A 22,456-nucleotide genomic window follows, 5' to 3' on the forward strand; every position below is an offset into this window, starting at 1 on the left:
TCCGTCGGAAGGATGATCGAGCAACATCGTTGTCTCCAGGTTGAGTGGTTTCAGCAACCTCAGTCTGGCTTCAGACTCGGTCGCTATCCACTCCCCCATGGAATCTTCGTCGCTTCGCTCCTCGCAATGACGGCGGGGCTACTGCCCCTTGATCGCCCAGGTCACATTGACCGTGATCGACAGCAGCTCCTCGCCCGGTGCGACCGGCGGCGGAGAGGCGGCCATCGGCGCGGCCATCTTGCTGCGGAACACGGGCGGCGGCGCGGTGCCTTCCTCGCTGATGCTGATCGGCTCGCCGAGCGAGACGCCCGCGGCCTTGGCGTAGATCTCGGCCTTGCGGCGTGCGTCGGCGACGGCCCTGGTGCGTGCTTCGTCCAGCGCCTTGGAGGCCTGCGTCACCACGAAATTGATGCCGCCGATCTCGTTGGCGCCCGCCGTGACCAGCGTGTCGATCACGCTGGCGACTTTCGTGACGTCGCGCACCTTGATGATCACGCGATTGCTGGCGCGGTAACCGGTGATCTGCGGCGGGCCGCTGCGGTTCGGCCCCGGCTGCGCATATTGCGGCTGCAGCGACAGGCGCGAGGTCTGGTAATCCTTCTCGTCGATGCCGGCGCCCTTCAGTGCCAGCAGCACCTTGCCCATGGCGGCGTTGTTGGCCTCCGACGCCTCGCGCACGCTCCTGGCTTCCGAGGTCACGCCGCCGTCGACCTGCGCGAGGTCAGGCGCAACCGACACATTCGCCTCGCCGCTGACGGAAATCGCCGGCGGCGGGCTGTTCTGCGCCGAGGCAGGCGGCGCGATGAGTGCGAAGGCTGCGAATGCCGCAGCGCGCGCGAAAAGATGCTTGGTCATTTCAGCGGCACATAGACGTTGATCACCAGCTTGTCCTCCGCGGTCTTGAGCGGGTCGGTGATGTATTCCTCGATGAACAGGTCTTTCGCCTCCAGCCGCTTCTCGTCGAGGTGATTGGTGATCGCCTCATAGGTGTTGTCCATGTTGTCGTAGGACCCGCGATGGACGAACTTCAGCGACTTGCCCTCGGGCGACTGCCCCATGCTCATGTTCTTTCCGAGACCCTTCACGTCCTGGCCGACGGGAATCCCGGCGATGAAGGTGAAGCCGGTATCGTCGGTCGAGGTATAGACGATCAGCGCATTGCCGGCCGGCTTGATGCCTTGCTTGTCGAGCAGGGCCGCGAGCGCCTTGAAGGCATCGATCAGGGTCTCGAACGCGGAATCCCAGTTGGCGTTGCCCTTGATGGTCACGACCTTCCTGGCCTCCAGCGTGATCGCCTCGCCAAAGGGATCGGCGGCCTGCGCGGCCGCCGGTGGCGGCGTGGCCGGGGTTTGCGCGGCAGCGGGCGGCGATGACGGGGCGGGCGAGGGGCTTGCGGAGGACGTCGGACTGGCCGAGGGGGCCGGGGCCGGCGAAGCCTGCGATGTCGGGCTTGCGGTCGGAGCCGGGCTCGGCGAGGCCGCGGGAGCCGGGGTCGGAGAGGCGCTCGGGGCCGGGGATTGCGCCAGTACCGCGCCGATCGGGACGGCCGCGGCGATCAGGCCGGCCAGGACCAGGCGGAAGGCGCAGGAAAGCTGCATTTCGGTGGTCTCCATGTCCCGAGGAGCGTTCAAAAGGGAGCGTCCAATGGCGGGCGCGCCCATCTCATGCCCTCCGAAGTCGTTGCATTCCTAACACGCAAGGCTCGCGTCCGTCCCATGACAGATGCGTCATGACAGCCCCGCGCTGCTACTTTCCAATGGCAACTCTTTCGCCATATAAGGCAGGCAGAATTCGGGTCGTTCCATGAGCGCGCTGGCCAACCACGCATTTGCCAAGATGAACGGTGTCGGCAACGAGATCGTTGTCGTGGACCTGCGCGATTCCAGGGCAACGGTCACGGCCGAAGAGGCTCGCGCGGTGGCATCGCCCACTGGGGTGCATTACGACCAGATGATGGTGTTGCAGCGCCCGCTGGCTCCCGGCACCGAAGCGTTCATCCGCATCTACAACAATGACGGCTCGGAGGCGGGCGCCTGCGGTAACGGCATGCGCTGCGTGGTGCGCCGCGTCTTCGAAAAGACCGGCCAGACCAGCGCGACCTTCGAGACCAAGGCAGGGTTGCTCAATTGCTGGCAGGGCCCGCGGCCCGATCTCTATACCGTCGACATGGGCGTGCCGAAGTTCGGCTGGCAGGACATTCCGCTCGCCGAAGAGTTCCGCGACACGCGCTACATCGAGCTGCAGATCGGTCCGATCGATAGTCCGATCCTGCATTCGCCCTCGGTGGTGAACATGGGCAACCCGCACGCGATCTTCTGGGTCGAGGATGTCAACGCCTACGACCTCGAGCGCTTCGGTCCGCTATTGGAGAACCACCCGATCTTCCCGGAGCGCGCCAACATCACGCTCGCCCACATCGTCGATCGCGACCACATCACCATCCGCACCTGGGAGCGCGGCGCTGGGCTGACCAAGGCCTGCGGCTCGGCCGCCTGCGCGACGGCGGTTGCCGCCGCACGGCTGAAGCGCACCAACCGCACGGTGACGATCACGCTGCCCGGCGGCGATCTCGCAATCGAATGGCGCGAGCGCGACGACCACGTGCTGATGACCGGCACCGCCGAGTTCGAATACGAGGGCAGGTTCGATCCGGCGCTGTTCGCCAGCGTCGCCTGATATGGCCATCGAGATCGTCACCTTCGGCTGTCGGCTCAACGCATTCGAATCCGAGGTGATCCGGCGCGAGGTCGATCGCGCGGGCTTGTCCGACACCATCGTCATCAACAGCTGCGCCGTCACCAACGAGGCGGTGGCGCAGGCGCGGCAGTCGATCCGCCGCCTCAGGCGCGAGCGCCCCGACGCGCGCATCGTCGTCACCGGTTGCGCGGCGCAGACGCAGGCGCAGATGTTCGCCGACATGGCCGAGGTCGATCGCGTCGTCGGCAATGACGACAAGATGCGGAGCGATGCCTGGCGCGATGCGCGCGCGGCATTCGATACGGGCATCGTCAGCGACAAGATCGCCGTCACCGACATCATGGCCGTGAAGCAGATGGCGCCGCATCTGGTCGACGGCTTTCAGCGCGGCCTGCCGCGCGTATTCGTGCAGGTGCAGAACGGCTGTGACCACCGCTGCACCTTTTGCATCATCCCGTACGGCCGCGGCAATTCGCGCTCGGTGCCGATGGGCGCCGTGGTCGAGCAGGTGCGCGTGCTGGTCGAGCGCGGCCACGCCGAGATCGTGCTGACCGGCGTCGACCTCACCAGTTACGGCACGGACCTGCCCGGCGCGCCAAAACTCGGGATGCTGACGAAGCAGATTTTGCGACACGTGCCCGAGCTGAAGCGCCTGCGCATCTCGTCGATCGATTCCATCGAGGCCGACCGCGATCTGCTCGACGTCATCGCCGACGATGCGCGGCTGATGCCGCATCTGCATCTGTCGCTGCAATCGGGCGACGACATGATCCTGAAACGGATGAAGCGGCGGCATCTGCGGCAGGATGCGATCGACTTCTGCGCGCAGGTGCGGCGGCTGCGGCCGGACATCGCGCTCGGCGCCGACATCATCGCCGGATTCCCGACCGAGACGGAAGAGATGTTTGCCCGCTCGCAGGATCTGGTCGAGGAATGTGGCCTCACTTTCCTGCATGTATTCCCCTACTCGAAGCGCCCCGGCACGCCGGCGGCGCGGATGCCGCAAGTCGCGGGCGGCGAGATCAGGGAACGCGCGAAGCGACTGCGCGCAACAGGCGAGGCGGCGCTGCGCAAGCGGCTGGAAACCGAGATTTGTGCGGTGCGCGAGGTTTTGATCGAAAGCGCGACGGCTGGCCGAACCGAGCATTTCGTGCCGGTGGCGATTGCGGGAGAAGTAGTCGGTTCCGTGAAGAGACTGGCGATTGCCGGCCACGATGGTGCGCGGCTTAACACACAATGACCGTCGTCGCACGGCTTGGCCGGGCGACCCAGTACGCCGCGGCTTATCGGTCAATCACAAACGTCTCTGGAATACTGGGTCACCCGCCTTCGCGGGTGACGACAACTGTTAGTTCACGCGCGCTGGCGCGGTCGATCGCACCTGCCAGAACGTCAGCATGCGCCGCGCGTTCTCGACCGTTGTGCCGGCGAAGTGGCTCTTTGCCCTGGCCAGTTCAGCTGCACCGGGTGAACCCGTCGAATAGCGGCATTCCAGCACGGCGGCGGTAGTCTCCCAGCTCAGCCCCGCGGCTTTGCAGGCGACCAGGAGGCCGTCGTCGCGCAGGCTCTGCATCAGGGGACGGATGACGTCGATGGTGGAGCTGGAGAGCTCCGCGAGTGCGGCAACCGTCTCCTCGTATTTTTTCTGCCTGGCGAACCGGGACAGCACGGCTTCGGTGAGTTCCCCCTTCTCCTTCAGCTGCGCAGCAAGACGCTTTGCCGCGGTGAAATCGCGCACCTTCGACATTTCGCGGTCGGCGCTGGCGGCGGCGGTCGCGATGGCGTCGCGGATTTCCTCGAACAAATGCGGCGGCGCGCGGGACAGCAGCTTGTTGCGAACCGCGTCCGTCGCCTTGTCCAGAAGCTGCCGCCGCAGGTCCGGCGGCAGGTCGGCCCGGATGCCGGCCTCGACCGCAAGGTCGGGATTATCTTCCGCCTGCGTCACGATGATGGCGAAGCCGTCGGCGGACACCCGCGCGCCCGGATTGGCCACGATGCGGCGGCTGACGCTCGGAAAGCGGCGCGCAAGCAGCGCGTCGGTGACGATCTCCTTCAGCCACCAGCGCCCGGAGATCGCCAGCAGATGTTTTTCGCCCTTGGTCTTCGCCAGATCGATCAGGTCCTCATCGCCAAGACGCGCCGATTCCTGCAGGACGGGCGCGGCGATGCCGATCTCGTCGTTACGGGCAAGCTGACGAATGACGGTCGCGGGCGCTTGCGCAATCGGCGCCAGTTGCGCGCTCAAGTCAGCCAGCGCCATGCGCGCGCCGACATCCGCGATCGATCGCAGCTCGATCGTCCTGACCAGGCGCTCGAGCACGCCGTCGAACAGCTCGACCTGTTCGTCGTTGAAGCTCCCCGCGGATAGCAGGAAGAGATCGGTGACACGCCGTGCGGTCTCGATGCATTTTGCAGCCGAGCCGCCGCCGATCGCAGCCTCGATTTCAGCGATTATCGCTTGCCCAGCGGGTGGCATTGCTCATCCAGAGCTGACGGGTGCTTGTTCTAAGCAACCCGAATCTCTACAGGACGGGCCTGAACGTTTCGTAAACCATCAGATGGCCGCGCCTCGGGGGAACTACTCCCCGTTCCAGCCGCAGGCCTTGAGCCGCTGATGCATATGGGCCGGTGCCGGTGCGACCACGTGGACCGGCGGCTTGTTCTTCGAAATCGGCACGCCGATCGCGCGCGAATGCAGATGCAGGCGCGGCTCGCCGAAGCGCGGACCGTTGCCGTAGATGTTGTCGCCGACGATCGGCCAGCCCATCGTGGCTGCATGCACGCGCAGCTGATGGGTGCGGCCGGTGACCGGCTCCATCGCGAGCCAGGCGAGGCCATCGCCGCGGCCGAGCACCTTCCAGTTGGTGACGGCCTTTTGTCCTTCGGGATCCGGCTTTTGCCACCAGCCGCGTTCGGCGTTCAACCGGCCGAGCGGCAGGTCGATGACGCCTTCGTCCTCTGCCGGTCCGCCCTCGACCACCGTCCAATAGGTCTTCTCGACCTTGCCGTGCTTGAACAAGAGGCCGAGCGAGGCGGTGGCCTTGCGGTGCCGCCCCAACACGAGGCAGCCGGAGGTGTCCTTGTCCAGCCGGTGGGCCAGCACCGGCGGCCGCGGCAGCCCGAAACGCAGCGCATCGAACGAGGCCTCGAGATTCGGTCCGCCCTTTGGACCGCGATGCACCGGCAGGCCGGCCGGCTTGTCGATGACAAGCATCAGCCCGTCGCGGTGAAGCACGCGCGCCACAATTTCGTCCGCGGTCAGTTCGGGAACATCGAGCACTTGTCGAGACTTTCGTTTGTCTGGCGAAACGGCTAACACAGCGCCCCAATGAGTGAAACCGAAGACACACCCAAATTGAGCTGGTGGAAGCGGCTGTCCAGCGGACTGAAGCGGACGTCGAGTTCGCTGGGGTCCGCCGTTGCCGACCTCGTCACCAAGCGCAAGCTCGACCGCGCCATGCTCGACGACATCGAGGATGTGCTGCTGCGCGCCGACCTCGGTACCGAGGTCGCCGTGCGCATCGCGGATGCCGTCGGCGCCGGACGCTACGACAAGGCGATTTCGGCGGACGAAGTGAAGAGCGTCGTCGCCACCGAAGTCGAGAAGGTGCTCGCGCCGGTGGCAAAGCCGCTGGAGATCGATGCAGCGAAAAAGCCGTTCGTCATTCTGGTCGTCGGCGTCAACGGCTCCGGCAAGACCACGACGATCGGCAAGCTGGCGTCAAAATTCACCAGTGAAGGCCGCAAGGCGATGCTGGCTGCGGGCGATACATTTCGTGCAGCCGCGATCGAGCAGCTGAAAGTCTGGGGCGAGCGCAACAAGGTGCCGGTCGTTGCCGGCGCGCAGGGCTCGGATTCCGCGAGCCTTGCTTTCAATGCGCTGACGGCAGCGAAGGAGCAGGGCGTCGACGTGCTCCTGATCGACACCGCAGGGCGGCTGCAGAACAAGTCCGAGCTGATGAACGAGCTCGAAAAGATCGTGCGCGTCATCAGGAAGGTCGATGCCACGGCGCCGCATGCGGTGCTGCTCGTGCTCGACGCCACGGTGGGGCAAAATGCGCTGTCGCAAGTCGAGGCGTTTCAGCGTACCGCAGGGGTCACGGGCCTCGTGATGACGAAGCTCGACGGCACCGCGCGTGGCGGCATCCTGGTGGCGCTGGCGGAGAAGCACAAACTGCCGGTGCACTTCATCGGCGTCGGCGAAGGCATCGACGATCTCGCGCCGTTCACGGCGCGCGATTTTGCCAAGGCGATCGCGGGGATCGAGTCGTAGATTTCCCCTTCGCGGGTGATGACGGAAGCAAAGGTCACGTAATGGACAAAACCAAGCCGCATCCGCTGTTCAAGCTTGCAACCGAGCTTGGTCCGCTGCTGATCTTCTTCTTCGTCAACTCCAAGGCCAACCTGTTCGCCGCGACCGGCGCGTTCATGGTGGCGGTGGTGATCGCGATGGTCGCGTCCTACATGGTGACGCGGCACGTTCCGATGATGGCGATCGTCACCGCCGTCGTCGTCATCGTGTTCGGCACGCTGACGCTGATCCTGCACGACGAGACCTTCATCAAGATGAAGCCGACCATCGTCTATACGCTGTTCGCGGCGGCGCTCGGCGGCGGCCTGCTGTTCAACCGCTCCTTCATCGCCATCATGTTCGACCAGATGTTCAACCTGACGCACCATGGCTGGCGCATTCTCACCATGCGCTGGGCGCTGTGGTTCCTTGCGATGGCGGTCCTGAACGAGATCATCTGGCGCACCCAATCGACCGATTTCTGGGTTGCCTTCAAGGTCTTCGGCATGGTGCCGCTGACCATGCTGTTTGCGATCACGCAGATGCCGCTGATCAAGCGCTATCACCTGGACCCGGCCTCGCTGGAGACGAGCGAGGCGGAAGCCGGCGACGTCAGCAAGGGGTAGGTCGTCATTCCGGGGCGATGCGCAGCATCGAACTATGGGGCGCCCTTGCGCCCCTGAGAATCTCGAGCTTCCCAGATGCGCAATTGCGCATCGGTGGTCTGGTCCTTCGGACCATCCCGGAATGACGACTACGTCGTCACTTCAGCGCCTTCTCGATCTCTACCTTCAGCACGCGATCGAGATTCTGCGGCGTGATCGGGCCGACCAGCTTGTAGACGATCGTGCCGTCGCGCCCGACGATGAAGGTCTCCGGCACGCCGTAGACGCCCCACTCGATCGAGGCGCGGCCGTTGCTGTCGACGCCGACCGCCGAGAACGGATTGCCGTAGCGGCCGAGGAAGCGCCGCGCATTTTCCGGCACGTCCTTGTAATTGATGCCGACGAGCTGCAGCCGCTTGTCCTTGGCCATCTCGGTGAGCAGCGGCGCCTCGTCGTGGCAGGGCACGCACCAGGATGCCCAGACATTGACGAGGCTGACCCTGCCCTTGAATATCGAGGGGTCGAGCCCGGGCACCGCCGCGCCATCGCGCGACAATCCCTCGAGCGCCGGCAGCGCAGTCTGCGGCGCCGGCCGCCCGATCAGGGCGGAGGGAATCTTCGAGGGATCGCCGCTGTAGAGCCGCAGCAGGAACAGCGCGGCAATCACGCCGAACCCGATCAGCGGCAGCATCACCAGCCAGCGCCGGGTCGGTGGAGAGGTCTCGCCTGCTTGCGTGCCCATCAGATTTCCGTCGCGCCGCGGCCGGAGCGCCGCGTGACGCCGCTGGCTTCGAGATCGCGCAGGCGCGCCTTCTGGGTGCGGTAGTCGACCGCGATCCAGACGATCAGAAGCAACACGACCACAGCGACCAGCGCATACGACGTCATGATGAAAGAGGTGTAGGGCCCGAGCGACATCGTCACGCCGCCCCTATTTTGTTTGACGCGTTTTCTTCACGCGAACCGGTACCCACTTCGCTTGAAAACGCTACGCGAGCGGCCTGCATCATCTGCAGGCTGCGGACGCGCCGCCGCAAGATCTCGTTGCGCATCGCTGCCAGGTGCAGGGTGACGAACAGCAGCGAGAACGCAACCGCCATCACCAGCAGCGGAATCAGGAAGGAGCTATCCACGCTCGGTCCGCCCATGCGGATCACGGAGGCGCCCTGGTGCAGCGTGTTCCACCAGTCGACGGAGAATTTGATGATCGGCAGGTTGATGGCCCCGACCAGCGTCAGCACGGCGGCGGCGCGCGCCGCGCGCGAGGGATCGTCGACCGCGCGCCACAGCGCGATCAGGCCGAGATACATCAGGAACAGGATCAGCACGGAGGTGAGCCGCGCGTCCCATTCCCAGTAGGTGCCCCACATCGGCCGCCCCCACAACGAGCCCGTGACCAGCGCGAGGAAGGTGAAGGCGGCGCCGATCGGCGCGGCGGCCTTTGCCGCGACGTCGGCGAGCGGATGACGCCACACCAGCGTGCCGAGCGAGGCAATGCTCATCACGCCCCAGACGAACATCGACAGCCACGCATTGGGCACGTGGATGAACATGATCTTGACGGTCGCGCCCTGCTGGTAGTCGTCCGGCGCAAGGGCCGACTGGTAGAGCCCGACCGCAAGCAGGATCGCGGTCGCCGCCGCCAGCCATGGCAGCACGCGCGCGGTCAGCGACAGAAAGCGCGTCGGATTGGCGAGGTCGAGCAGCGTCATGGCATCCTGATAAGGGCGGCGGCAGTGGCGCGCAATCTGCCTGAAACACCTCGATTAAAGTTGATCGGTATCAAGTTAGTCGAGGCCATGTTTGAGGCTGGCGGCTGCGGCAAACGGTCCGACCACCAAGCTCACCAGCGAGATCGCGCAGAGGATCGAGAACGGGGTTCCAAACGGCGTCGGCCCCACGATCACGGCCTGCGAGGCGGCGACGCCGAAGATCAGCACGGGCACCGACAGCGGCAGCACCAGGACCGCCAGCAGCAGCCCGCCCCGGTGCAGCGTCACCGCCAGCGCCGCGCCGATCATGCCGGTAAAGGTCAGGGCGGGCGTGCCGACCAGCAGCGTCAGCGCCACCGCGGCCGTTGCCTCGACGTCGAGGTTGAGCAAAAGGCCCAGCACCGGGGTTGCCACGATCAAGGGCAGGCCGGCGGCCAGCCAGTGCGCCAGCGCCTTCGCCGCACAGGCGAGTTCCAGCGGCGTGCGGCTCATCACGATCAGGTCCAGCGAGCCGTCGTCGTGATCGGCCGTGAACAGGCGATCCAGCGTCAACAGGCTGGCCAGCAGCGCTCCGAGCCAGAGGATCGCAGGCCCCAGCCGGGTCAGCAGCCGCAGATCCGGCCCGATCGCGAACGGCATCAACACCACGACAATGAGGAAGAACAATACGCCGATCAGCGCCCCGCCGCCGACGCGCAGCGCGATGCGGATGTCGCGCCGCATCAGCGCGCCAAGCGCCGTCATGCCGCGCCTCCGATCCGCAGTTCGCGCGCCTCAATGCCAAGCGGGGCATGGGTGGCGGCGACGATCATTCCGCCACCGGCGAGATGCTCGCGCATCAGGCCCGCGAACACGGCCTGGCCGGCGACATCGAGGGCGGTGGTCGGCTCGTCCAGTAGCCAGATCGGCCGCTTCACGGAAAGCAGCCGCGCGATCGAGAGCCGCCGGCGCTGGCCGGCGGAAAGAAACCCGGCCGGCAGATGGGTGGCGTGCTCGATGCCGACACGGGCGAGGTTCGCCGCGGCATCGCCGGCCTCGCCACCGAGAAAATCCCGCCAGAAGGAAAGATTTTCCATCACCGACAGCGCGGGCTTCAGCGCATCGCGATGGCCGAGATAATGCGCCTGTTCGGGCAGGGTCAGTTCGGCATCGCCGCCCGCAAGCTCGATCGAGCCCCCGGCGGGGTGCAACAGGCCGGCGATCAGCCGCAAGAGCGAGGTTTTTCCGGAGCCGTTGGGGCCGACCACGGCCAGCGGCTCGCCCGCCACGGCCTCGAAATCGAGGCCGGAAAACACCTCACGGCCGCCCCGCACACATTTCAAGCCGCGCCCCGACAGCCGCATGTCGTCCTTTCACAGCCCTCAAAATACCTGAGGCTACCGTCCCGTAATTTTTTGCTGGCGCATTGCTGCAGCACAATAGTCGGTGTGGCGGCGCATCTAGAAAGATTCTATAAGCCCGAACCTTGATGCAGCACCGGACCGGCGTCTGCAAGCCATTCGAACCCCGCCCTTCTGACGGTGCTCAAATACCCTCGCCGGGTATCATGATCAACTGGGATTTCCTGCCATGACCTCTCTCGACAGCTTCAAATGCCGCAAGACCCTCAAGGTCGGTGGCAAGACCTATGTCTATTACAGCCTGCCCACCGCCGAGAAGAATGGTCTGAAGGGGATTTCGAAACTCCCCTATTCGATGAAGGTCGTGCTGGAGAACCTGCTGCGCAACGAGGACGGCCGCAGCGTCACCAGGGACGACATTGTCGCCGTCGGCAAGTGGCTGAAGAAGCGCCAGCTCGAGCATGAAATCGCCTTCCGCCCGGCGCGCGTGCTGATGCAGGATTTCACCGGCGTGCCGGCGGTGGTCGATCTCGCGGCCATGCGCAACGCCATGCAGAAGCTCGGCGGCGATGCCGAGAAGATCAATCCGCTGGTGCCGGTCGATCTCGTCATCGACCATTCCGTGATCGTCAATTTCTTCGGCGACAACAAGGCCTTCGGCAAGAACGTGGTCGAGGAATACAAGCAGAACCAGGAGCGCTACGAGTTCCTGAAGTGGGGCCAGAAGGCGTTCTCGAATTTCTCCGTGGTGCCGCCCGGCACCGGCATCTGCCACCAGGTCAATCTCGAATATCTCGCCCAGACCGTCTGGACGAGGAAGGAGAAGCTGACGGTCGGCAAGAAGACCGGCACGTTCGAGGTCGCCTATCCGGATTCGCTGGTCGGCACTGATTCGCACACCACCATGGTCAATGGTCTCGCCGTGCTCGGCTGGGGCGTCGGCGGCATCGAGGCGGAAGCCTGCATGCTCGGCCAGCCGCTGTCGATGCTGTTACCGGAAGTCGTCGGCTTCAAGCTCAAGGGCCAGCTCAAGGAAGGCGTCACCGCCACCGACCTCGTGCTGACGGTCACGCAGATGCTGCGCAAGCAGGGCGTGGTCGGCAAGTTCGTCGAGTTCTTCGGCCCCGGCCTCGACCATCTCTCGGTCGCCGACAAGGCCACCATCGGCAACATGGCGCCGGAATATGGTGCGACGTGCGGCTTCTTCCCGGTCGATGCTGCGACCATCGATTATCTCAAGACGTCGGGCCGCAAGGCGGATCGCGTCGCACTGGTCTCGGCCTATGCCAAGGCGCAGGGCCTGTTCCGCACCGCCAAGTCGGCCGATCCCGTATTCACGGCGACGCTCGTGCTCGACCTCGCCGACGTCGTGCCGTCGATGGCCGGACCGAAGCGCCCCGAGGGCCGCGTCGCGCTGCCGTCGGTGTCCACCGGCTTCGCCACCGCGCTCTCCAGCGAGTACAAGAAGCCCGACGATGCCGACAAGCGCTATCCGGTCGAGGGCCGCGACTTCAGTCTCCGCCATGGCGACGTGGTGATCGCGGCGATCACGTCCTGCACCAACACGTCAAATCCGAGCGTGCTGATCGGCGCGGGCCTTTTGGCGCGCAACGCCGCCGCCAAGGGCCTGAAGGCCAAGCCGTGGGTGAAGACCTCGCTCGCACCGGGAAGCCAGGTGGTCGCGGAATATCTCGCCAATTCCGGCCTGCAGAAGGATCTCGACAAGGTCGGCTTCAACCTGGTCGGCTTCGGCTGCACCACCTGCATCGGCAATTCCGGCCCGCTGCCGGAGGAGATTTCCAAGTCGATCAACGACAACGGCATCGTCGCCGCTGCCGTGCTCTCCGGTAACCGCAATTTCGAAGGTCGCGTTTCGCCGGACGTGCAGGCGAACTATCTCGCCTCGCCGCCGCTGGTCGTGGCTTATGCGCTTGCCGGCACCGTGACGAGGGATCTCGCGGTCGAGCCGATCGGCACCGGCAAGGATGGCAAGCTGGTCTACCTCAAGGACATCTGGCCGACCACCAAGGAGATCAACGCCTTCATGAAGAAATTCGTGACGGCCTCGATCTTCAAGAAGCGCTATGCCGACGTGTTCAAGGGCGACACCAACTGGCGCAAGATCAAGACCACCGCCAGCGAGACCTATCGCTGGAACATGAGCTCGACCTATGTGCAGAACCCGCCCTATTTCGAGGGCATGAAGAAGCAGCCGGAGCCGATCAGCGACGTCGTCGACGCGCGGATCCTGGCGATGTTCGGCGACAAGATCACCACCGACCACATCTCGCCGGCCGGCTCGATCAAGCTGACCTCGCCCGCCGGCAGGTTCCTCAGCGAGCACCAGGTGCGTCCGGCCGACTTCAACCAGTACGGCACGCGGCGCGGCAACCATGAAGTCATGATGCGCGGCACCTTCGCCAACATCCGCATCAAGAACTTCATGCTGAAGGGCGCCGACGGAAATATCCCGGAAGGCGGCCTCACCAAGCACTGGCCCGACGGCGAGCAGATGTCGATCTACGACGCGGCGATGCGCTACCAGGAAGAGGGCGTGCCGCTGGTGGTGTTTGCGGGCGCCGAGTACGGCAACGGCTCCTCCCGCGACTGGGCGGCCAAGGGTACGCGCCTGCTCGGCGTGCGTGCGGTGATCTGCCAGAGCTTCGAGCGCATCCACCGCTCCAACCTGGTCGGCATGGGCGTGCTGCCGCTCACCTTCGAGAACGACGCATCGTGGTCGTCGCTCGGGCTGAAGGGGGACGAGACGGTGACCATCCGCGGGCTGCAGGGCGGTCTCAAGCCGCGCCAGACGCTGACGGCCGAAGTCACCTCGGCCGACGGCTCCAGGCAGGAAGTGCCGCTGCTTTGCCGCATCGATACGCTGGACGAGCTCGAGTACTACCGCAACGGAGGCATCCTGCACTACGTGCTGCGCAGGCTCGCGGCCTGACGCGGCGTTGCGATCCATGACTTGTTACCCATGGCTCACTGCGAAGTGAGTGGCAGGTAGAAGGAAGGCGGCCTATCAAGGGGCCGCCTTCGCTCGTTCTGGGGCACGAGCTGCCCGTACAACCACGGTAACCATTTTGGCGATGCAGAAACCCCGGACTGCCCTATGACAGCGTTAATGGCCTATCGTTTCCTTTCGCGCTGGTCCGGCGCGCTCGGCGTCTGCGCCATCGTCGCTGTCATCCGCCCCGCCCATGCCGAGCCGAAGGCCGTGGTCGAGCTGTTCACGTCGCAAGGTTGCTCGTCCTGTCCGGCGGCCGACAAGTTGCTCGGCGAGCTTGCCAGGGATCCGTCCGTGATCGCGCTGAGCCTGCCGATCGATTACTGGGATTATCTCGGCTGGAAGGACACGCTGGCGGACTCCCGTTTCAGCGCGCGACAGAAGGCCTACTCGCGCATGCGCGGCGATCGCGACGTCTACACGCCGCAGGTCGTCGTCAACGGCGCGGCGCATGTCATCGGCAGCGATCGCGCCCGCATCGAAGGCGCCATCAAGGACACCGGCAAGGCCGGCAAGGTGATGTGGCTTCCCGTGACGATGTCGTTGTCGGGCAAGCAGATCACGGTATCGGTTGCAGCCGGCAACGAGTCGACGCCGGTGCGCGGAGAGGTCTGGCTGTGCGCGATCTCGAAAGCGGTGCCGATCTCGATCGGCCGCGGCGAAAATCGCGGGCGCGAGGTCGTCTATCACAACGTGGTACGCAACCTGCTCAAGGTCGGCGACTTCAACGGCAGCGCCGGCAGCTGGACCGTGCCGCTCGACAGCGTGAAGCGCGAGGGCATCGATGCTGCGGCCGTGCTGGTCCAGGACGGCAGTCGCGACAAGCCTGGTCCGATGCTGGGCGCGGCGTTCACGGCGCTGCATTAACCGGCCGGTAATTTCAATTCGCTGGCAGGGGCCGCGGGAACCGCGCTCCGTGCTGCTGCAGTCTGCTGGAAGACGAGGGTCGGCGGCTGACGCACGGCCGCAGACGACCGCCAAAAAAGAAAAGGACCAACTTTCGTTGGCCCAGTCTCGGGGATTGTAACCCCGGTGCGATAGACCCGATCCCGACGGCCCCGGGGGGCTGGGGGCTGAGGAATCCGGAACCGAAAGGACCGGGTCAACGCAGAATCATCTATCTCAAGTGGCCGCGGCGGGCGGTTGGCGGAAGTGGGGCAGCAATAAGATCGGCCTAACGATCCCGTGACCCGTCTTTTTGCGGGTTTGCGGCCGATCGCCCGCGCCGGAGGTATTTGTCGAGCGCCCCTTGCGGCAGGGCGCAGTCGGCGCAATCATGTCGCCTGCATGACGATCCCGACCCGACGGGCCGCGTAGCGCAAAGCGGGCATCGGTTTTCGGAACAGGATCGTCATGGCGATTACAGGAGGCGCTCCATGAGCATGATTTCGGAGGACACCGATCCAAGCGAGCTTCGCGCAGCGGCGCGACCTGCCGCTGCGAATCCGCCGCCCAATCGTGTGACCTTCAACCGCCTCGAACTGAACCGCATCCTCAATCTCTACGGCCGCATGGTGGCCGACGGCGAATGGCGCGACTACGCCATCGATTTCCTGAAAGACCGCGCCGTGTTCTCGGTGTTCCGCCGCTCCACCGAGGTGCCGCTCTACCGTATCGAGAAAGACCCGCGCCTGGCGCGCAAGCAGGGCATGTACAGCGTGATCTCGGCCACCGGCCTGATCCTGCGCCGAGGCCACGAGCTCGAGCGCGTGCTGCTCGTGATCGACCGCAAGCTCGCGGTGGTGTGACTCACACCGGCACGGCAGGAACCGTCGTCGCGCCTTCGCCGAGGGCGCGTTGCATCATCACGGTGTCGAGCCAGCGGCCGAACTTCAGGCCGACATTCGGATGCGTCCCGACCAGCTGGAAGCCGCACGCGGTGTGCACTCCGACCGACCCGGCATTGGCGGAATCGCCGATCACAGCGATCATCTGGCGATAGCCGCGCTTCTCGCATTCCTCGATCAGCCGGTGCATCAGCCGCAAGCCGATGCCGCGGCGGTGGTTGGCGGGCCGCAGGTAGATCGAGTTTTCCACGGTGAAGCGATAGGCCGGCCGCGGCCGGTAAGCGCCGGCATAGGCGTAGCCTGCCACCTTGCCGTCGAGCGTGGCGACGAAATAGGGGTAGCCGCCGTCGACAAGCGCGCGGAAACGCCGCGTCACTTCCGCGAGGTCGGGCGGGATCAGCTCGAACGTCGCGGTGCCGTGGAGCACCGCGTACTCGTAGATTTCGGTGATGGCGGGAAGGTCGGCCTCGATCGTCGGCCTGATTTCAAGGGCGGGCATGGCCAGACAGTATTTTTGCCCGCGGCAAAAGAAAAGCCCCGGCCTCACGGCCGGGGCTTCGATCTGTTTCGCTCAGTCGGCGCTTAGTCGCGCTGGCCGAGCAGCTGCAGCAGCAGCGTGAACAGGTTGATGAAGTTCAGGTAGAGCGAGAGTGCGCCGGAGATCGCCGCACGCTCGGCAATGTCGCCGCCCTGCGCGGCGTAGCCGTAGATATAGTCGTTCTTCAGCCGCTGGGTGTCCCAGGCGGTGAGGCCGGCGAACACCAGCACGCCGATGACCGACACGATGAACTGCAGCATCGAGCTCGCCAGGAACAGGTTGACCAGGCTGGCGATGATGATGCCGATCAGGCCCATGAACAGGAACGAGCCCATCCCGCTGATGTCACGCTTGGTGGTGTAGCCCCACAGGCTCAGCGCACCGAAGGTCGCCGCGGTGATGAAGAACACGCGCACGATCGAGGTGTGGGTGTACACCAGGAAGATCGACGACAGCGAGACGCCCATCAGCGCCGCGAACGCCCAGAACAGCATTTGGGCAGTTGCGGGCTTCAGCCGGTTGATGCCGAACGAGATAGCGAACACCATGACCAGCGGCGCCAGGATGAACAGCCACTTCAGCGGGCTGACATACATCGCGTAGCCGAACGGCGTCAGGAACTCCTTGCCAAACCGGGCGGCGGCGCCGGCCTGGTCGGGGGTGACGGCGGCCATATAGACGCCGAGCGCCGCCAGGCCGGTGATGGCGAGGCCGATGCTCATGTAGTTGTAGATGCGCAGCATGTAGGCGCGCAGGCCGGCATCGACGGCCGCGGTATCGACGCGCCCGGCGGCCCGGCCGAAGGGAGATGCATAGTTACGGTCTAGGTCCGACATGGTCGAATTCCCGTTGGTTGATTCCGGCAACCGCGTGCTGCGCCGCCGGAAAGAAATCTATCCCGGAAACCCGCCGTCTGCCGACATTAAAGTCGTGTCACCAAACGGCGCTTCCGGCTTGGTTGGTATGTGGGAAACTAACACATTCAAAGCAAGCTTCTATGCGCGGCTGAATGTCGCTCTGCGTCGAGAATTCAGGCTGAAATCGGGTTAACCCTGAAGTTGTTGGCGGAAAGCACGGGCCGCAAGGCGCCCGCTTCACTTTGTCACAAATTCCTCAGGACTGTGGCGGGCTTCTGGTTCAGCGCCAGCAGCGTGCCGGCGAGCCCGAGCCCGACCGTGACGAGGAGTGCGGCCGCCACCACCGCCGCCGCGCTGCCGGCCTGCCAGACGAAAGTCAGCGTCATCAGCCGGGTCACGATCAACCAGGCGGCGACGGAGCCCGAAATCACGCCGAAGATCGCCGTGGCGAAACCGATCATCAGGTATTCCAGGGCATAGGCCCCGAGCAGCCGGACCCGAGTGGCGCCGAGCGTCTTCAGGATGACGGCGTCATAGACCCGGTGGCGATGGCCGGCGGCGAGTGCGCCGCCCAGCACCATGATGGCTGAGATCAGGGTGACGGCGCTGGCGCCCCGGATGGCGAGCGCGAGGTTGGTGACGACGTTGCCGATCGTCTCCAGCGCCTCGCGGACCCGCACGCTCGTCACCATCGGAAAGGCGTCGGCCACCTGCTTGATGATCCTGGCATCGCCCGTCGCATCGTGATGGGCCTCGCTAAGGGTCGCGATATGGCTGTGCGGGGCGCCCTTGAAGGCGTTGGGCGAGAACACCAGCACGAAATTGATGCCGAGCCCCTGCCAGTCGATGTTGCGCAGGTTGGCGATCTTTGCCGGAATGTCGCGGCCGAGCACGTTGACGACGATCTCGTCGCCGATTTTGAGCTTCAGGCCGTCGGCGATCTTCTTTTCCAGCGAGACCAGGATCGGGCCCTGATAGTCGGCGCTCCACCATTCGCCCTCGACGATCTTCGAACCCTTCGGGATCTCGCCGGTATAGGTCAGGCCGCGGTCGCTCTGCAGAACCCATTCGGTGTCATGCGATGGCTTGAGGTCCTCGGCCTTGACGCCGCGCGCGGCGACGATGCGCCCGCGCAGCATCGGCACTTCCTCGATGGTCGAATCCGCTGCGACCTGCCTCAGGAACGCGCCGAAGCGCTCGGACTCGGAGGAGGGGATGTCGATGAAGTAGAACGATGGCGCCCGTTCCGGCAGCGCGGCCAGGAACTGGCGGCGCAGATTGCCGTCGATCTGGGTGATGGTGACGAGCACGGCGAGTCCCAGTCCCAGCGACAGCACGACCGAAGGCGTCAGGGCGCCGGGCCGGTGGATGTTGGAGATCGCAAGCCGCAGCATGGTGATGCGGCTGCGCGGCATCCTGCGCGCCAGCGCCATCAGACCGGCCGCAATGGCGCGCAGCAGCACGAACACCGCGACGGAGGCCGCTACGAAAATGCCGGCGACGCGCTTGTCATAGGCAAGTCCGATCGCGACGCCGACCAGCGCCGCGATGACCGCCGCCATCAGCGCGATGTAGCGCCAGCGCGGCCGGTGCCAGACACCGGCGACGGTCTCGCGGAACAGCGCTGCCACCGGCACGTCATGCACGCCGCCAAGCGGCCACAGCCCGAAGGCGAGCGCGGTAAGAAGGCCGTAGACGAAGGACAAGGACAGCTCGTCGAAATGCAGCGCCGGCTCCATCGGCAGCGGCAGGATCTTCCCGAACAGGCCGGCGATCAGATAGGGCAGCGCCGCACCGGCGAGGAGGCCGATCGCGGAGCCGAGCGCCGCCAGCACGATCACCTGCGTGGTGTAGATGGTGAAGACGTCGCGGCCGGTGGCGCCGACCGCCTTGAAGGTCGCGATCACCTCGCGGCGGCGGTCGATATGGCTCTTCACGGCGTTGGCGACGCCGACGCCGCCGACCAGAAGCGCGGCAAGTCCCACCAGCGTCAGGAACTGGGTGAACCGGTTGATGGTGCGCTCCAGCTGCGGCGAGGCATTGGCGCGGCTGCGGATTTCCCAGCCCGCTTCCGGCGCGGCGGCGCGGGCATCCGCGATGAGGGCGGCGGCGGAGCGATCGTTGGCCGCAACGTCCGGCAGCTTGACGCGGTAGATCCAGCGCACGAGGCTGCCGGGCTGCAGCAGCCCGGTAGCGCGCAGGCCCGCTTCGCTGGCGAGGAAGCGCGGGCCGAGGCCGACATTGACCGCGAGCTTGTCCGGTTCGCTGCTCACCACGCTGCGCAGCTGGAACGTCGCGTTGCCCACGTTGACGCGATCGCCGAGCTTGAGGTCGAACCGGGCCAGCAGCGTCGGATCGACCGCGGCGCCGAACGCCCCGTCGCGCTCGGCCAGAATCTCAGCGAGCGGCATCTTCGGCTCCAGCGTCAGCGCGCCGAGCATCGGATAGGCGGCATCCACCGCCTTCATCTCGACGAGGGCGAGCTTGCCGTCGCCGGCGCGCACCATGGCGCGCAGGGTCGCGGCGACGGAGAGGTCTCCGCGCGTGCGCAGGAAGGCGACGTCCTCCGGCTTCGCCTCGCGCTGGATCATCGAGAAGGCGACGTCGCCGCCGAGCAGCTTGCGGCCCTCGCGGGCGAGGCCATCGCCGAGGCTGGCGGCGATCGAGCCGACGCCGGCGATCGCCATCACGCCGAGCGCAATGCAGGCGATGAAGACGTAGAAGCCGCGCAAGCCGCCGCGCAATTCGCGCAAGGCGTAGCGGAACGCGAGCGCAGAGGTGCGCGCCTGGTAGGCGGTCTCGTCGGCGAGGGTGGTCACGCGCCGTATCCGCCGTCGATGCGGCCGGAGCGCAGCCGCACCACGCGGTCGCAGCGCTGCGCAAGCCCGCTGTCGTGCGTCACCAGCACCAGGGTCATGCCGCGCTCGGCATGTTTGGAGAACAGGAGGTCGACGATCTGCTTGCCGGTGGTCTCGTCGAGATTGCCGGTCGGCTCGTCGGCGACGAGGATCGCAGGATCGGGCGCCAGCGCCCGCGCCAGCGCCACGCGCTGCTGCTCGCCGCCGGAAAGCTGCGTCGGGTAATGATGCAGGCGGTGGCCGAGCCCGACCGATTCCAGCTCCGCTGCCGCGCGCGCCGCCGCATCGGCATGGCCGGCGAGCTCGAGGGGGACTGCGACATTCTCCAGCGCCGTCATGGTCGGGATCAGATGGAACGACTGGAAGACGATGCCGACCTGCCGGCCGCGGAAGCGCGCCAGGTCGTCCTCGCCGAGGGCATTGAACGCCGTGCCGTTCACCACCACCTCTCCGCTATCGGGACGCTCCAGTCCCGCCATCACCATCAGCAGCGTGGATTTGCCCGATCCGGAGGGGCCGATCAGGCCCAGCGCTTCTCCCGATCCGACGCGCAGGGAGATATCCTTGAGGATGTGCACGCGCGCTGCGCCCGAGCCGAGCGAGAGGTTGACGTTGTCGATGGCAATGGTGTCGGTGCCGGTCAAAGACGAGGGTTCGATGAGGCTGTCCATGGGTGGGTCATATGGCACTTCGGCCCGTGGGGTCGAGGGGAGCTTTGCGAACGTCGTGCACATCATCGTGTTGATTCTGGCTTTCCTGATGACGGGGCAGGCCCTTGCGCAGGCTCCGGGCAAGCCGGTCAAGATGGTCGCATTCGGGGATTCCCTGACCGCGGGACTTGGCCTGCCGGCCAACCAGGCGTTCCCGGTCCGTCTGCAAAAGGCCTTGGAATCCAAAGGCATAAAGGTGGACATGATCAACGCCGGGGTATCCGGCGATACCGCTTCGGGCGGGCGTGACCGGCTCGACTGGTCCATCCCCGAGGGAACCGAGGCCGTCATCGTCGAGCTCGGCGCCAACGATGCGATGCGCGGCACCGACCCGAAGGTGACGCGCGCGGCGCTCTCGGACATCCTGACGCGGCTGAAGGCTCGCAAGATCGCCGTACTTCTCTGCGGCATGCTGGCGCCGCCGAATTACGGCGCGGACTATGCGGCCCGCTTCAATGCGATCTACCCGGAACTGGCGAGGCAATTCGACGTTCCGCTCTATCCGTTCTTCCTCGAAGGCGTGGCGGCCGAGGCAAGGCTCAACCAGACCGACGGAATCCATCCGACCGCCGAAGGTGTCGATCTCATCGTCAAGGGCATTCTGCCCAGTGTGGAGGCACTTCTCGGCGCCATCGCCGGGCAGCGCAGCTGAACACGGGACAACTCCCCGCAAGTTTCCGGGTCGTTAACGTGTTACGCTTCGCACGGTCACATAAGTCGGGTAGAAGTTGGACATCGGTGATTCGCCGGTCTCTGGTTTGGGGCATGACGCGGGCTCTCCGCTGATGTGTCCAAGCATCGGGAGTGATTACGATGCCGCGTTTGTTCACTGGACTGGAAATCCCGGCCGAGATCGGCCAGACGCTTTCCAGCTTGCGAGGCGGCCTTCCGGGCGCCCGCTGGATCGACCCCGAAAATTATCACGTTACCCTGCGCTTCATCGGCGACATCGACGGCATGTACGCCAACGAGATCGCCTCGATGTTGTTTCGCGTCAACCGCAAGCCGTTCGAGGTCCGCCTGCAGGGCCTGACCAGCTTCGGCGGCAGGAAGCCGCGCGCAGTGGTCGCCGCGGTCGAGCCGACCCGGCCCCTGATCGAGCTGCAGGCCGAGCATGAGCGGCTGATGCAGCGCCTCGGCCTCGATCCGGAGGGACGCAAGTTCACGCCGCATGTGACGCTGGCGCGGCTGTACGATGCCTCCAGCCAGGACGTCGCCGACTATCTCTCCGTGCGCGGCTATTTCCCGAGCAAGAGCTTCCTCGCCTCGCGCTTCGTGCTGTTCTCCTCCCGCGCCTCCAGCGGCGGCGGCCCGTATGTGGTCGAGGATTCCTACGCGCTGAGTGCGTAGGGTCTCTTCGCCTCTCCCCGCGTGCGGGGAGAGGCCGGATCGCATGACAATGCGCTGCGGGTGAGGGGGACTCTCCACGAGTCCGTCTTTCAACGTGATTGCGGAAGCAGCCCCTCACCCCGACCCTCTCCCCGCAAGAGCGGGGCGAAGGAGAAGAGCGCATACCCCTCCACCCGATTCCCCGCTTGCAATTTGCCGCGCGCTGAGGCGGAAAGAGGGCCATGCTCTCGACCCCGCCTGCCACCTTCCACGCCCATTACAAGGCCCTCATCGCTTCCGGTGCGATCGAGGCCGATCCGGCGCAGCAAGCCGCGGCGCAAGCCTTCGCGGCGTTGGAGGATCGGCTAGGCGGCTACACGCCGGTCAAGAAGCAGGGCCTGTTCGGCCGGCTGTTCGCCGACAAGGGCGAGCCGCCGCCGCGCGGGCTCTACGTCCATGGTGAGGTCGGCCGCGGCAAGACCATGCTGATGGATCTGTTCTTCGACACGGTCGCCTTCGGCCCGAAGCGGCGCGTACACTTCCACGCCTTCATGGCCGACGTGCACGACCGGCTGGCGATCGCCCGAGCCACGCACGAAGGCGATCCGATACGTCCGGTCGCGCTTTCCTTCGCCGCCGAGACCCGCCTCCTTTGCTTCGATGAGCTATTCGTGCGATATATCGCGGATGCGACGATCCTCGGGCGACTGTTCAAGGAGCTG

24 protein-coding genes are annotated in these 22,456 nt (G+C 65.6%); 11 read left to right on the forward strand and 13 right to left on the reverse strand.

What is annotated here, in order from left to right; translation table 11 throughout:
* Nucleotides 1-138 precede the first annotated feature (138 nt).
* Both ACT4OC_RS19100 and ACT4OC_RS19105 read right to left on the reverse strand, forming a co-directional pair.
* On the reverse strand, nucleotides 139-855 hold the full coding sequence (locus ACT4OC_RS19100; RefSeq protein WP_444840588.1) for an SIMPL domain-containing protein: 717 nt from the start codon (nucleotides 853-855) through the stop codon (nucleotides 139-141).
* Nucleotides 852-1,598: a GyrI-like domain-containing protein gene (locus tag ACT4OC_RS19105; RefSeq protein WP_444840589.1), complete on the reverse strand. Its 747-nt coding sequence runs from the start codon at nucleotides 1,596-1,598 to the stop codon at nucleotides 852-854. Before ACT4OC_RS19105 ends, ACT4OC_RS19100 begins: the two co-directional genes overlap by 4 nt.
* A 205-nt stretch (nucleotides 1,599-1,803) precedes the next feature.
* Here ACT4OC_RS19105 and dapF point away from each other — a divergent pair, with 205 nt between their 5' ends.
* Together dapF and mtaB are read left to right on the forward strand one after the other, a co-directional pair.
* The gene (dapF, locus tag ACT4OC_RS19110; protein ID WP_444840590.1) at nucleotides 1,804-2,676 is read left to right on the forward strand and encodes a diaminopimelate epimerase; all 873 of its coding nucleotides are present in this window, start codon (nucleotides 1,804-1,806) and stop codon (nucleotides 2,674-2,676) included.
* 1 nt (nucleotide 2,677) lies between these two features.
* A complete protein-coding gene (mtaB, locus tag ACT4OC_RS19115; RefSeq protein ID WP_444840591.1) occupies nucleotides 2,678-3,937 on the forward strand; it encodes a tRNA (N(6)-L-threonylcarbamoyladenosine(37)-C(2))-methylthiotransferase MtaB in 1,260 nt (419 codons plus the stop codon).
* A 108-nt stretch (nucleotides 3,938-4,045) separates the two neighbouring features.
* Here mtaB and ACT4OC_RS19120 read toward each other — a convergent pair whose 3' ends face one another.
* Both ACT4OC_RS19120 and ACT4OC_RS19125 read right to left on the reverse strand, forming a co-directional pair.
* Nucleotides 4,046-5,173 carry a DUF2336 domain-containing protein gene (locus tag ACT4OC_RS19120; protein WP_444840592.1) on the reverse strand — a complete coding sequence of 376 codons (1,128 nt, stop codon included), beginning with the start codon at nucleotides 5,171-5,173 and terminating at the stop codon, nucleotides 4,046-4,048.
* Nucleotides 5,174-5,275: 102 nt separating this feature from the next.
* Complete coding sequence (locus tag ACT4OC_RS19125; RefSeq protein WP_444840593.1) at nucleotides 5,276-5,977, reverse strand: RluA family pseudouridine synthase; 702 nt, start codon at nucleotides 5,975-5,977, stop codon at nucleotides 5,276-5,278.
* 48 nt (nucleotides 5,978-6,025) lie between these two features.
* Here ACT4OC_RS19125 and ftsY point away from each other — a divergent pair, with 48 nt between their 5' ends.
* Together ftsY and ACT4OC_RS19135 are read left to right on the forward strand one after the other, a co-directional pair.
* Complete coding sequence (gene ftsY, locus ACT4OC_RS19130) at nucleotides 6,026-6,970, forward strand: signal recognition particle-docking protein FtsY (RefSeq protein ID WP_444840594.1); 945 nt, start codon at nucleotides 6,026-6,028, stop codon at nucleotides 6,968-6,970.
* A 41-nt stretch (nucleotides 6,971-7,011) separates the two neighbouring features.
* Nucleotides 7,012-7,614, forward strand: coding sequence for a septation protein A (locus ACT4OC_RS19135; RefSeq protein ID WP_444840595.1), 603 nt, complete (start codon nucleotides 7,012-7,014; stop codon nucleotides 7,612-7,614).
* 136 nt (nucleotides 7,615-7,750) lie between these two features.
* Here ACT4OC_RS19135 and ACT4OC_RS19140 read toward each other — a convergent pair whose 3' ends face one another.
* From ACT4OC_RS19140 to ccmA, 5 genes are all read right to left on the reverse strand, one after another.
* Nucleotides 7,751-8,335 (reverse strand): DsbE family thiol:disulfide interchange protein, encoded by a 585-nt coding sequence (locus ACT4OC_RS19140; protein ID WP_444840596.1) that lies wholly within the window; start codon nucleotides 8,333-8,335, stop codon nucleotides 7,751-7,753.
* Entirely contained in the window at nucleotides 8,335-8,511 is a 177-nt protein-coding gene (ccmD, locus tag ACT4OC_RS19145) for a heme exporter protein CcmD (RefSeq protein WP_444840597.1), read from the reverse strand. The genes ACT4OC_RS19140 and ccmD overlap by 1 nt, the downstream gene beginning before the upstream one ends.
* Nucleotides 8,512-8,513: 2 nt before the next feature.
* A complete protein-coding gene (locus ACT4OC_RS19150; protein ID WP_444840598.1) occupies nucleotides 8,514-9,305 on the reverse strand; it encodes a heme ABC transporter permease in 792 nt (263 codons plus the stop codon).
* A 75-nt stretch (nucleotides 9,306-9,380) separates the two neighbouring features.
* Nucleotides 9,381-10,049, reverse strand: coding sequence for a heme exporter protein CcmB (gene ccmB, locus ACT4OC_RS19155; protein ID WP_444840599.1), 669 nt, complete (start codon nucleotides 10,047-10,049; stop codon nucleotides 9,381-9,383).
* Nucleotides 10,046-10,648: a heme ABC exporter ATP-binding protein CcmA gene (gene ccmA / locus ACT4OC_RS19160; protein WP_444840600.1), complete on the reverse strand. Its 603-nt coding sequence runs from the start codon at nucleotides 10,646-10,648 to the stop codon at nucleotides 10,046-10,048. Before ccmA ends, ccmB begins: the two co-directional genes overlap by 4 nt.
* A gap of 226 nt (nucleotides 10,649-10,874) precedes the next feature.
* Between ccmA and acnA the strand changes: the two genes are divergently transcribed.
* The 3 genes from acnA (at nucleotide 10,875) to ACT4OC_RS19175 (ending at nucleotide 15,403) form a co-directional block, all read left to right on the forward strand.
* Nucleotides 10,875-13,595, forward strand: coding sequence for an aconitate hydratase AcnA (gene acnA, locus ACT4OC_RS19165; RefSeq protein WP_444840601.1), 2,721 nt, complete (start codon nucleotides 10,875-10,877; stop codon nucleotides 13,593-13,595).
* Nucleotides 13,596-13,760: 165 nt separating this feature from the next.
* On the forward strand, nucleotides 13,761-14,522 hold the full coding sequence (locus tag ACT4OC_RS19170) for a DUF1223 domain-containing protein (protein WP_444840602.1): 762 nt from the start codon (nucleotides 13,761-13,763) through the stop codon (nucleotides 14,520-14,522).
* A gap of 509 nt (nucleotides 14,523-15,031) precedes the next feature.
* Nucleotides 15,032-15,403 (forward strand): DUF2794 domain-containing protein, encoded by a 372-nt coding sequence (locus ACT4OC_RS19175; protein ID WP_444840603.1) that lies wholly within the window; start codon nucleotides 15,032-15,034, stop codon nucleotides 15,401-15,403.
* A 1-nt stretch (nucleotide 15,404) separates the two neighbouring features.
* Here ACT4OC_RS19175 and ACT4OC_RS19180 read toward each other — a convergent pair whose 3' ends face one another.
* Together ACT4OC_RS19180 and ACT4OC_RS19185 are read right to left on the reverse strand one after the other, a co-directional pair.
* Nucleotides 15,405-15,941, reverse strand: a complete 537-nt coding sequence (locus tag ACT4OC_RS19180; RefSeq protein WP_444840604.1) for a GNAT family N-acetyltransferase — start codon at nucleotides 15,939-15,941, stop codon at nucleotides 15,405-15,407.
* Between the two features lie 83 nt (nucleotides 15,942-16,024).
* Nucleotides 16,025-16,816: a Bax inhibitor-1/YccA family protein gene (locus ACT4OC_RS19185; RefSeq protein ID WP_444840605.1), complete on the reverse strand. Its 792-nt coding sequence runs from the start codon at nucleotides 16,814-16,816 to the stop codon at nucleotides 16,025-16,027.
* Between ACT4OC_RS19185 and ACT4OC_RS19190 the strand changes: the two genes are divergently transcribed.
* The gene (locus tag ACT4OC_RS19190; RefSeq protein ID WP_444840606.1) at nucleotides 16,815-17,030 is read left to right on the forward strand and encodes a hypothetical protein; all 216 of its coding nucleotides are present in this window, start codon (nucleotides 16,815-16,817) and stop codon (nucleotides 17,028-17,030) included. The genes ACT4OC_RS19185 and ACT4OC_RS19190 overlap by 2 nt on opposite strands.
* 52 nt (nucleotides 17,031-17,082) lie before the next feature.
* On the opposite strand, the gene ACT4OC_RS19195 is transcribed toward ACT4OC_RS19190, so the two are convergent.
* Both ACT4OC_RS19195 and ACT4OC_RS19200 read right to left on the reverse strand, forming a co-directional pair.
* Complete coding sequence (locus tag ACT4OC_RS19195; RefSeq protein WP_444840607.1) at nucleotides 17,083-19,656, reverse strand: ABC transporter permease; 2,574 nt, start codon at nucleotides 19,654-19,656, stop codon at nucleotides 17,083-17,085.
* A complete protein-coding gene (locus ACT4OC_RS19200; protein ID WP_444840608.1) occupies nucleotides 19,653-20,366 on the reverse strand; it encodes an ABC transporter ATP-binding protein in 714 nt (237 codons plus the stop codon). The genes ACT4OC_RS19195 and ACT4OC_RS19200 overlap by 4 nt, the downstream gene beginning before the upstream one ends.
* Nucleotides 20,367-20,421: 55 nt before the next feature.
* Between ACT4OC_RS19200 and ACT4OC_RS19205 the strand changes: the two genes are divergently transcribed.
* The 3 genes from ACT4OC_RS19205 to zapE form a co-directional block, all read left to right on the forward strand.
* Nucleotides 20,422-21,057, forward strand: a complete 636-nt coding sequence (locus tag ACT4OC_RS19205; RefSeq protein WP_444840611.1) for an arylesterase — start codon at nucleotides 20,422-20,424, stop codon at nucleotides 21,055-21,057.
* A 161-nt stretch (nucleotides 21,058-21,218) separates the two neighbouring features.
* Complete coding sequence (thpR, locus tag ACT4OC_RS19210) at nucleotides 21,219-21,755, forward strand: RNA 2',3'-cyclic phosphodiesterase (RefSeq protein ID WP_444840609.1); 537 nt, start codon at nucleotides 21,219-21,221, stop codon at nucleotides 21,753-21,755.
* A gap of 221 nt (nucleotides 21,756-21,976) precedes the next feature.
* Nucleotides 21,977-22,456: cell division protein ZapE (zapE, locus tag ACT4OC_RS19215; RefSeq protein WP_444840610.1), on the forward strand; the 480-nt coding region annotated here is incomplete at its 3' end.

Source organism: Bradyrhizobium sp. (genome assembly GCF_052389815.1).
Classification (GTDB): Bacteria; Pseudomonadota; Alphaproteobacteria; order Rhizobiales; family Xanthobacteraceae; genus Bradyrhizobium.

Excerpts from the sequence above, each read along its gene's own strand:
- ACT4OC_RS19200 (WP_444840608.1), bottom strand. The coding sequence starts at position 20,366 with ATGGACAGCCTCATCGAACCCTCGTCTTTGACCGGCACCGACACCATT.
- ftsY (WP_444840594.1), top strand. The coding sequence starts at position 6,026 with ATGAGTGAAACCGAAGACACACCCAAATTGAGCTGGTGGAAGCGGCTG.
- ACT4OC_RS19175 (WP_444840603.1), top strand. The coding sequence starts at position 15,032 with ATGAGCATGATTTCGGAGGACACCGATCCAAGCGAGCTTCGCGCAGCG.
- ACT4OC_RS19180 (WP_444840604.1), bottom strand. The coding sequence starts at position 15,941 with ATGCCCGCCCTTGAAATCAGGCCGACGATCGAGGCCGACCTTCCCGCC.
- ACT4OC_RS19105 (WP_444840589.1), bottom strand. The coding sequence starts at position 1,598 with ATGCAGCTTTCCTGCGCCTTCCGCCTGGTCCTGGCCGGCCTGATCGCC.
- dapF (WP_444840590.1), top strand. The coding sequence starts at position 1,804 with ATGAGCGCGCTGGCCAACCACGCATTTGCCAAGATGAACGGTGTCGGC.
- ACT4OC_RS19140 (WP_444840596.1), bottom strand. The coding sequence starts at position 8,335 with ATGGGCACGCAAGCAGGCGAGACCTCTCCACCGACCCGGCGCTGGCTG.
- mtaB (WP_444840591.1), top strand. The coding sequence starts at position 2,678 with ATGGCCATCGAGATCGTCACCTTCGGCTGTCGGCTCAACGCATTCGAA.
- ACT4OC_RS19170 (WP_444840602.1), top strand. The coding sequence starts at position 13,761 with ATGACAGCGTTAATGGCCTATCGTTTCCTTTCGCGCTGGTCCGGCGCG.
- thpR (WP_444840609.1), top strand. The coding sequence starts at position 21,219 with ATGCCGCGTTTGTTCACTGGACTGGAAATCCCGGCCGAGATCGGCCAG.
- ccmD (WP_444840597.1), bottom strand. The coding sequence starts at position 8,511 with ATGTCGCTCGGGCCCTACACCTCTTTCATCATGACGTCGTATGCGCTG.
- ACT4OC_RS19135 (WP_444840595.1), top strand. The coding sequence starts at position 7,012 with ATGGACAAAACCAAGCCGCATCCGCTGTTCAAGCTTGCAACCGAGCTT.
- acnA (WP_444840601.1), top strand. The coding sequence starts at position 10,875 with ATGACCTCTCTCGACAGCTTCAAATGCCGCAAGACCCTCAAGGTCGGT.
- ACT4OC_RS19100 (WP_444840588.1), bottom strand. The coding sequence starts at position 855 with ATGACCAAGCATCTTTTCGCGCGCGCTGCGGCATTCGCAGCCTTCGCA.
- ACT4OC_RS19190 (WP_444840606.1), top strand. The coding sequence starts at position 16,815 with ATGGTCGAATTCCCGTTGGTTGATTCCGGCAACCGCGTGCTGCGCCGC.
- ACT4OC_RS19120 (WP_444840592.1), bottom strand. The coding sequence starts at position 5,173 with ATGCCACCCGCTGGGCAAGCGATAATCGCTGAAATCGAGGCTGCGATC.
- ACT4OC_RS19150 (WP_444840598.1), bottom strand. The coding sequence starts at position 9,305 with ATGACGCTGCTCGACCTCGCCAATCCGACGCGCTTTCTGTCGCTGACC.
- ccmB (WP_444840599.1), bottom strand. The coding sequence starts at position 10,049 with ATGACGGCGCTTGGCGCGCTGATGCGGCGCGACATCCGCATCGCGCTG.
- ACT4OC_RS19185 (WP_444840605.1), bottom strand. The coding sequence starts at position 16,816 with ATGTCGGACCTAGACCGTAACTATGCATCTCCCTTCGGCCGGGCCGCC.
- ccmA (WP_444840600.1), bottom strand. The coding sequence starts at position 10,648 with ATGCGGCTGTCGGGGCGCGGCTTGAAATGTGTGCGGGGCGGCCGTGAG.